Source organism: Nocardioides sp. (genome assembly GCF_035429765.1).
GTDB lineage: Bacteria > Actinomycetota > Actinomycetes > Propionibacteriales > Nocardioidaceae > Nocardioides.
Window position 1 is genome coordinate 1 of record NZ_DAOMFK010000143.1, and the last position, 7814, is coordinate 7814.

Below are 7814 nucleotides of genomic sequence, written 5' to 3' on the forward strand. Positions count from 1 at the left end.
TGCTGCTGATCCGACCGGAACCACGACCCGAACTACGCACGTGCGCGGTTCCGTCGGGTCGCGCCCAGGACGAGGAGGTCGAGCTCGGCGGGCCGAGGGCACGGACCCGCGGTTCTCGGTGATCACGGCGGTGATCACCAGAGCCCGACCGATGTGAGGTCGCACCCTGTCGGGCCCATCAGCTCGCTCGGTTCTCGCCCCGTCTGGTGGCCGGTCCGAGGTACCACCGCACTGGTCCGGGTGTCGCTGTGAGGGATCGCACACGTCGGATGGGCCGTTCCGGTTCGTCCCGGGCCCTGGAACGTTCCAAAATGGACGGGTGAGGCACTTCCAGCCCTCACGTCTGGAGAGAGTGATGACCACGATGGCCCTCCCGGCCGACCTGACCGCCCACGTCCGCGACGCGGTCGCCCACGGCGACTGGACACCCGCGGAGGTGACCGCCACCGTCACCAGTGAGCTCCGCACGGACCGCAGCGACGTCCTCGCCACCTTGTGGGACCTCGTCGAGGCCGGCGACCTGGTCTGCTGCGACTGCCACGGCCAGCTCGCCTTCCGCGTCGACGCCTGACCGTCCAGACCCGCCTCGGACCCCGACTGGGACCCAGGGCATGGGCCCACGCTCCGTTCCACGACACCCGGCACAACGTCGTACGGACGGAGCGTTGGCTCCGTCCGGACGACGTTGCGTGGGTCAGACGACCTCGGCGCGGCGCAGCATCACGAGCCCGACCGCAAGCGGGAGCAGCAGCCACAGCGACGACGCGACCGCGAGCTGGGCCCACTGCTGGGCGGACGGTACGCCGTCGTAGAGCACGTTGCGGGCCACGGTGAAGTCGACCCAGGGCTGCGCATGCCGGTACCACTCCTGGCTCGCGGCCAGCAGGGCCGACAGCGGCGGCAGCACGAACGTGATCACGAAGTAGCCGACGACGGCGGCCGCGGAGCTGCGGGCCAGCACGCCGAGCGTGAAGCCCAGGAACATGCCCAGCAGGTCGGCCACCACGATCGTCAGCATGTGTGCCGCGGACAGGTCCCAGACCGGGTCGATGCCGTTCATCGCGGCACCCACCAGGTTGCCCAGGGCGCCGACGGCCAGTGCGACGGCCATCGAGACGACCCCCACCACGAACGTCGCGGCCGCCTTCGCCGCCATCACCCGGCCCCGGTGCGGCACGAGCGTGAACGTCCCGAGCCCGCTGCGCTGGCTCCACTCGCTGGTGACCGAGAGGATCGCCACCACCGGCAGGATGATTGTCATCGGTACGCCGACGGCGGCGGCGAAGTTGTCGTAGACCAGTGCGTCCTGGCCGCCGAAGAGGAGGACCGCGGCGGTGGTGAGCAGCGCGGTGACCACGATGCTGGCCATCAGCCAGAAGCCCGACCGGGTGTCGAACATCTTCCGCAGCTCGATGCCGACCACCCGGCTCTGCGGGATCCGGGCGGGCACGCTGCGGGTGGCTCCACCCATCTGGTCGACGGTGGCGGTGGTCATGCCGCTGCTCCTTCTCGTTGGGTGTCTGCGGTGAGCGCGAGGAACATGTCCTCCAGGCCGGCACCGTCGGCGGGACGGAGCTCGACCAGAGCGACGCCGGCGGTCAGCGCGACCCGGCCGACCAGCTCGGCCGGCGCCTCGACGTGCAGGGCGCCGTCCCCGGTACGGCTCGTGGAGGTGCCCGAGAGCGAGAGCGCCCGCTCCAGCGCATGGGTGTCGTCGGCCCTGGCCACCGTCCCGGCCGAGTGGAGCAGCGACTCCATCGAGCCCTGGGCCACGATGCGGCCCTGCCCGATCACGACGAGGTCGTCGGCGATCGCCTCGATCTCGTGCAGCAGGTGCGAGCTCAGCAGCACCGTGCCCCCGGCGTCGGCGAAGCCGCGGAGCAGGTCGCGCATCCAGCGGATCCCGCTCGGGTCCAGGCCGTTCGCCGGCTCGTCGAGGACCAGCACGCGCGGCTCGCCGAGCAGAGCCACGGCGATGCCCAGCCGCTGGCGCATCCCCAGCGAGTAGTGGCGGACCCGGCGGTCGGCCTCGGTGGCCGTGAGGCCGACCAGGTCCAGCATCTCCTGCACCCGTCCAGCCGGAAGCCCCATCGTCCGCTGCGCGAGGGTGAGGATCTCCCGCCCGCTGCGCCCGGCGTGCTGCGCGGAGGCGTCGAGCAGGACCCCGACCTCGAGCCCGGGGTTGGGGAGGTCGGCGAACCGCCGGCCGGCGATGGTCGCCCTTCCCGCGGTGGGCGGGGTCAGGCCGACCATGACGCGCATGGTCGTGGACTTGCCGGCGCCGTTGGGGCCCAGGAACCCGGTGACCCGTCCGGGCCGGGCTGTGAAGGTGATGTCGTCCACCGCGGGCACCCCGCGGTAGGTCTTGGTGAGGGAGGTGACGTCGATCATGGGCAGGATCGTCGCCCCGACCGGCGCGGTCGCACATCGGGGAAGCCGCCCACCCGTGCCCCCGTCGTACCCTGAGCCGGTCTCGGGGTCGACCCGGAGGCACGTCCGGCACGGGCCGGCACCGCTTAGGCTGGCCACCATGCTCGCTCCCGAGGGCGTCTCGGTCCGACGCGACGGACCGGTCACGACCGTCACCCTCCACCGGCCGGAGGTGCGCAACGCGGTCGACCGGGACACCACCGCCGCCCTGGCCAGCGCGTTCCGGGCGTTCGACGCCGACGACGCGGCCGCGGTCGCCGTCCTGCACGGCGCGGGCGGGGTCTTCTGCGCGGGCGCCGACCTCGGGTCGCTGGGCACCGCGCGGAGCCCCGTGGTGGCGGAGGAGGGTGATGGGCCTCTCGGGGTGACCCGGATGCGGCTGGGCAAGCCGGTGGTCGCCGCCATCGAGGGGTACGCCGTGGCCGGCGGCCTCGAGCTCGCGCTGTGGTGCGACCTGCGGGTCGCCGACGAGACCGCGGTCCTCGGCGTCTTCTGCCGCCGCTGGGGTGTCCCCCTCGTCGACGGTGGCACCGTGCGGCTGCCCCGGCTGATCGGTGAGAGCCGGGCCACGGACCTCGTCCTCACCGGCCGGGCCGTGGAGGCCGAGGAGGCTCTGCAGATCGGCCTGGTCAACCGGGTGGTCCCGGCCGGCCAGGCGCTGGCCGCCGCCCAGGCGCTCGCCCGCGAGCTGAGCACGTTCCCGCAGACCTGCCTGCGGCACGACCGGGCCTCGCTGCGGGAGCAGCACGGCCTGAGCGAGACCGACGCGCTCGCCAACGAGCTGCGCCACGGCCGGGTGTCCCTGGCCGCCGACGCGCTGGACGGCGCGCGCCGCTTCATCGGCGGCGCTGGACGGCACGGCGCACCGGCGGGTGCCGACCCGGAACCGTAGCTCACGCCCCGGGAAATGGACGACCGGCCGCGTCTCGGGTCACGGCCGGTCGGACTCACACCGTAACGCGCTCGGTGCGCCGTGGGAAGGTCGGTCACTGTGCCGACACGTCGTCTACTCCGAGCGGCCCGGCGAGCTGAGGATGTGCACCCGGCGCGCCAACGGGTCGTGGTGGGACCAGGAGCGGGAGAGATCCCGGTGAAGCTCGTGACGTGTCCGACACACGTGGGCACGGTGGGCGCGTGCCGATGTTGAGACGCGTCCGGTCAGAGCGTCGCGGCGACCAGCTCGGCGATCTGGATGGTGTTCAGGGCCGCGCCCTTGCGCAGGTTGTCGTTGCTGAGGAACAGCGCGAGGCCTCGCTCGTCGTCCACGCCTGGGTCCTGGCGCAGCCGACCGACGTACGACGGGTCCTTGCCCGCCGCCTCGAGCGGGTTGGGCACCTCGCTGAGCTCCACGCCGGGAGCCTGCGCGAGCAGCTCCCGAGCCCGGGCCACGGGTAGCGGCCGCGCGAACTCGGCGTTGACCGACAGCGAGTGCCCGGTGAACACCGGCACCCGGACGCACAGCCCGGACACCCGCAGCTCGGGGAGGCCGAGGATCTTGCGCGACTCGTTGCGCAGCTTCTGCTCCTCGTCGGTCTCGTTGAGCCCGTCGTCGACGATCGACCCGGCCAGCGGGAGCACGTTGTAGGCGATGGTGCGCGCGTACTTCACCGGGGCCGGGAAGGCGACCGCCTCCCCGTCGTAGGCGAGCTCGCGGGCCTTGTCCCCCGCGGCCGCGACCTGGCCGGCCAGCTCGTCGACGCCGGCCAGCCCCGAGCCGGAGACGGCCTGGTACGTCGAGACGACCAGGCGCACCAGGCCGGCCTCGTCGTGCAGCGGCTTGAGCACCGGCATCGCGGCCATCGTGGTGCAGTTGGGGTTCGCGATGATGCCCTTGCGCGCCTCGGCGATCGCCTGCGGGTTGACCTCGGAGACCACCAGGGGCACGTCCGGGTCCATCCGCCAGGCCGAGGAGTTGTCCACGACCACCACCCCGGCGGCGGCGAACCGCGGCGCCTGGGCACGTGACGTGGTGGCCCCGGCGGAGAACACCGCGAGGTCCAGCCCGGAGGGGTCCGCGGTGGCGGTGTCCTCCACGACGACCTCACGGTCGCCGAAGGGCAGCACGGTGCCGGCGGAACGGGCCGAGGCGAAGAACCGCACCCGGTCGACGGGGAACGCCCGCTCGAGCAGGATCTGGCGCATCGCCACGCCCACCTGGCCGGTGGCGCCGACCACCCCGAGGTTCACCGGGCGGGTCATCGGCCGGTCCCGCCGTAGACGACCGCCTCGATCTCGTGGGCGTCGAGGTCGAAGGCGTGGTGGGTGGCGAGCACCGCCGCGTCGATCTGGCCCTCGTCGACGATCACCGAGATCCGGATCTCCGAGGTGGAGATCATCTCGATGTTCACCCCGGCGTTGGCCAGGGCGGCGAAGAACTTCGCGGTGATCCCGGGGTGGGAGCGCATGCCCGCACCGATCAGCGACACCTTGCCGATCTGGTCGTCGTAGAGCAGCTTGTCGTAGCCGACGGCGTCCTGGATGCGGGCGAGCGCGGTCATCGCGGTCTGGCCGTCCGCGCGGGGCAGGGTGAAGGAGATGTCGGTGAGCCCCGTCGCGGCCGCGGAGACGTTCTGGACGACCATGTCGATGTTGACCTCGACCGCTGCCAGCGCCTCGAAGATGCGGGCGGCCTCGCCGACCTTGTCCGGTACGCCGACCACGGTGATCTTCGCTTCGCTCCGGTCGTGCGCGACGCCGGCGATGATGGCCTGTTCCATGGCGGGTTCCTCTTCGGGTTCTGGGACGATCCAGGTGCCCTCCTTGTGGGAGAAGGACGAGCGCACGTGGACCGGCATGTTGTAGCGGCGGGCGTACTCGACGCACCGCAGGTGCAGGATCTTCGCGCCGCTGGCCGCCATCTCGAGCATCTCCTCGGTGGAGACGCGGTCCAGCTTCCGGGCGGTGGGCACGATCCGTGGGTCGGCAGTGAACACCCCGTCGACGTCGCTGTAGATCTCGCACACCTCCGCCCCGAGGGCCGCGGCCAGGGCCACGGCCGTGGTGTCGGAGGCTCCGCGGCCCAGGGTGGTGACGTCCTTGGTGTCTTGTGAGACGCCCTGGAAGCCGGCCACGATCGCGATGGCCCCGGCGGCCAGCGCGTTCTCGATCCGGCCCGGGGTGATGTCGATGATCTTGGCCCGGCCGTGGGCGGAGTCGGTGATCACTCCGGCCTGGGACCCGGTGAACGACTGCGCCTTGTGGCCGAGCTGGGCGATGGCCATGGCCAGCAGCGCCATCGAGATCCGCTCGCCTGCCGTGAGCAGCATGTCCAGCTCACGCGGGGGCGGCAGCGGGGTCACCTGCTCGGCCAGGTCGCGCAGCTCGTCGGTGGTGTCACCCATCGCAGAGACCACGACGACCACCTGGTGGCCGGCCTTCTTGGTCGAGACGATGCGCTGGGCGACCCGCTTGATGCCGGTGGCGTCGGCGACGGACGAGCCGCCGTACTTCTGCACGACAATGCCCACGGTGGGTTCCTCGTGATCGGTGGTCGAACCGGCCGCCGGCCCCCGGGTCGGGCCCCGCCACGCTGCGCTGCGGCCTTGAGGAGTCTACCCGGGTGGCTCCTCCCCGGCGCCGAGGATCTCATTCGCCGCGGCCACCTGCTCCGCGTCCAGGTCGGCATCCGCGTCGAGCCGGTCGTGGGCCACCACGGTGAGCAGGGCGTTGAGCACGGCGCCGCCGAGGTTGCCCCACGAGGACACGTAGGAGAACTGCCACCACCACAGGGCCTCTGCCACGTCGCCGGTGTTGTAGTGGCGAAGCCCGTTGTCGAGATCGGCCGCGATGCTGGTCAGGTCGTCGGAGAGCTGGCTCACCACGACCTCGGGGTCGTAGGGGTCGAACACGAAGCTGTAGGTGTCGACACTGCCGAGCATGTCGGCCAGCCGCAGGCGCATCTCGTCGAGGTCGGCGTCAGGCCCGACGTCGGGCTGGAACTGCTCGCGCGGGGTGAAGTCCCGCTGGGCGCCCAGCCGGGCCCCGGCGAGCAGCACCTGGCTCACCTCGAGCAGCAGCAGGGAGATGCCCCGGCCCGGGTCCGCCTCGCTCGCGATCGCCCGCAGCGCCAGCAGGAAGCTGGCCACCTGGTCGGCGATCTGGCGGGCGAAGATCGCCGTCTCCGCATCCACCGCGGCGACGACCCTCGCGTCGGTCTGGTCAGTCATCTGCCGATCGCCTCCCTGCGAACGCGCGTCCCAGGGTGACCTCGTCGGCGTACTCCAGGTCACCCCCTACCGGCAGTCCACTCGCCAGCCGCGTCACGCGCAAGCCCAGCGGCCTGAGCATCCGGGTCAGGTAGGTCGCCGTGGCCTCTCCCTCGAGGTTCGGGTCGGTCGCCAGGACCACCTCGGTCACCGCGCCGTCGGCCAGCCGCACCATCAGCTCCCGGATGTGCAGCTGCTCGGGTCCGATGCCGTCGATGGGCGAGATCGCGCCACCGAGCACGTGGTAGCGCCCGCGGAACTCCCGGGTGCGCTCGATGGCGACCACGTCCTTGTACTCCTCCACCACGCACAGCACCGACGGGTCGCGGCGCGGGTCGCGGCAGATGCGGCACTGCTCGTCCTCGGACACGTTGAAGCACGTGGAGCAGAACTTGACCCTCGCCTTCACCTCGACCAGCACGTCGGCGAGCCGGCGTACATCGGCCGGGTCGGCCTGGAGCAGGTGGAACGCGATCCGCTGCGCACCCTTCGGCCCGACGCCCGGCAGCCGGCCCAGCTCGTCGATGAGGTCCTGGACGACGCCTTCGTACACGGTCGCTCAGCCCACCGTCTCAGCCGAGCCCGGGGAGGCCGCCGCCCAGCGGCCCCAGCGCGTTGGCGGCCAGCTGCTCGACCTGCGCCTTGGCGTCCCGGTACGCCGCGACCAGGAGGTCACCGAGATCGGCGAGGTCCTCGGCGCTGTCGCCGTCGAAAGAGCCTGGCGCGATGGCCACGCCGACCAGGTCGCCGACACCGGTGAGCGTCACGGTGACCGACCCGCCCGCGACCGAGCCCTCGACGGTCTCCTCGGCCAGCCGGGCCTGGGCCCCCTGCAGCTGCTCCTGCATCTGCTGGGCCTGGGCCAGCAGTGCGTTCATGTCGAAGCCTCCGGCGCCGCCGAGGGCGTCGAACGGGTTCTCGGTCACGGGATCCACCTGTCCTGTCGTGGGTCTGGCCTGCGAGTCTCGCACGTCACTGGCGCGGGATCTCCTCGATCACTTGAGCACCGAGCCTGGCCTGCAGCAGCGCGGTGCCCTCCAGCCCCTCCGCGTCGGCGTCGGGGTCGTCGGGGTCGACCGCGGCATCAGCCCGGGCGAGGTCGTCGGAGCGCGGCGGCTCCGCTCCGGCGCTCCGGGTCGCCTGGATCGCCTCGCGCGCCGCGGCCACGGCCGGGTCGTC

Annotated in this window: 9 protein-coding genes and 1 pseudogene; 2 read left to right on the forward strand and 8 right to left on the reverse strand. The window is 72.3% G+C overall.

Translation table 11 applies throughout. From position 1 onward, the window contains the following. Positions 1-319 precede the first annotated feature (319 nt). Positions 320-571, forward strand: coding sequence for a hypothetical protein (locus PLP61_RS12460; protein ID WP_324503046.1), 252 nt, complete (start codon positions 320-322; stop codon positions 569-571). Between the two features lie 123 nt (positions 572-694). On the opposite strand, the gene PLP61_RS12465 is transcribed toward PLP61_RS12460, so the two are convergent. Beyond that, positions 695-1495, reverse strand: a complete 801-nt coding sequence (locus PLP61_RS12465) for an ABC-2 transporter permease (protein ID WP_324503047.1) — start codon at positions 1493-1495, stop codon at positions 695-697. Next, complete coding sequence (locus PLP61_RS12470) at positions 1492-2391, reverse strand: ABC transporter ATP-binding protein (protein ID WP_324503048.1); 900 nt, start codon at positions 2389-2391, stop codon at positions 1492-1494. The genes PLP61_RS12465 and PLP61_RS12470 overlap by 4 nt, the downstream gene beginning before the upstream one ends. Before the next feature lie 139 nt (positions 2392-2530). On the opposite strand from PLP61_RS12470, the gene PLP61_RS12475 reads away from it, so the two are divergent. Continuing rightward, positions 2531-3322 (forward strand): crotonase/enoyl-CoA hydratase family protein, encoded by a 792-nt coding sequence (locus PLP61_RS12475; protein ID WP_324503049.1) that lies wholly within the window; start codon positions 2531-2533, stop codon positions 3320-3322. A 266-nt stretch (positions 3323-3588) separates the two neighbouring features. On the opposite strand, the gene PLP61_RS12480 is transcribed toward PLP61_RS12475, so the two are convergent. From PLP61_RS12480 to PLP61_RS12505, 6 genes and pseudogenes are all read right to left on the reverse strand, one after another. Further along, positions 3589-4629, reverse strand: a complete 1041-nt coding sequence (locus PLP61_RS12480) for an aspartate-semialdehyde dehydrogenase (RefSeq protein WP_324503050.1) — start codon at positions 4627-4629, stop codon at positions 3589-3591. Continuing rightward, complete coding sequence (locus PLP61_RS12485) at positions 4626-5897, reverse strand: aspartate kinase (RefSeq protein WP_324503051.1); 1272 nt, start codon at positions 5895-5897, stop codon at positions 4626-4628. The genes PLP61_RS12480 and PLP61_RS12485 overlap by 4 nt, the downstream gene beginning before the upstream one ends. Positions 5898-5981: 84 nt before the next feature. Next, on the reverse strand, positions 5982-6596 hold the full coding sequence (locus tag PLP61_RS12490; protein ID WP_324503052.1) for a DUF5063 domain-containing protein: 615 nt from the start codon (positions 6594-6596) through the stop codon (positions 5982-5984). Beyond that, on the reverse strand, positions 6589-7188 hold the full coding sequence (recR, locus tag PLP61_RS12495) for a recombination mediator RecR (protein WP_324503053.1): 600 nt from the start codon (positions 7186-7188) through the stop codon (positions 6589-6591). Before recR ends, PLP61_RS12490 begins: the two co-directional genes overlap by 8 nt. 19 nt (positions 7189-7207) lie before the next feature. Then, positions 7208-7561: a YbaB/EbfC family nucleoid-associated protein gene (locus PLP61_RS12500; protein ID WP_324503054.1), complete on the reverse strand. Its 354-nt coding sequence runs from the start codon at positions 7559-7561 to the stop codon at positions 7208-7210. A 46-nt stretch (positions 7562-7607) separates the two neighbouring features. Next, positions 7608-7814: pseudogene (locus PLP61_RS12505) on the reverse strand (DNA polymerase III subunit gamma/tau); the annotation flags it as partial.

Bases quoted from the DNA above. Each gene is read 5' to 3' on its own strand.
- PLP61_RS12470 (WP_324503048.1), bottom strand. From the start codon at position 2,391: ATGATCGACGTCACCTCCCTCACCAAGACCTACCGCGGGGTGCCCGCG.
- PLP61_RS12490 (WP_324503052.1), bottom strand. From the start codon at position 6,596: ATGACTGACCAGACCGACGCGAGGGTCGTCGCCGCGGTGGATGCGGAG.
- PLP61_RS12480 (WP_324503050.1), bottom strand. From the start codon at position 4,629: ATGACCCGCCCGGTGAACCTCGGGGTGGTCGGCGCCACCGGCCAGGTG.
- PLP61_RS12465 (WP_324503047.1), bottom strand. From the start codon at position 1,495: ATGACCACCGCCACCGTCGACCAGATGGGTGGAGCCACCCGCAGCGTG.
- PLP61_RS12475 (WP_324503049.1), top strand. From the start codon at position 2,531: ATGCTCGCTCCCGAGGGCGTCTCGGTCCGACGCGACGGACCGGTCACG.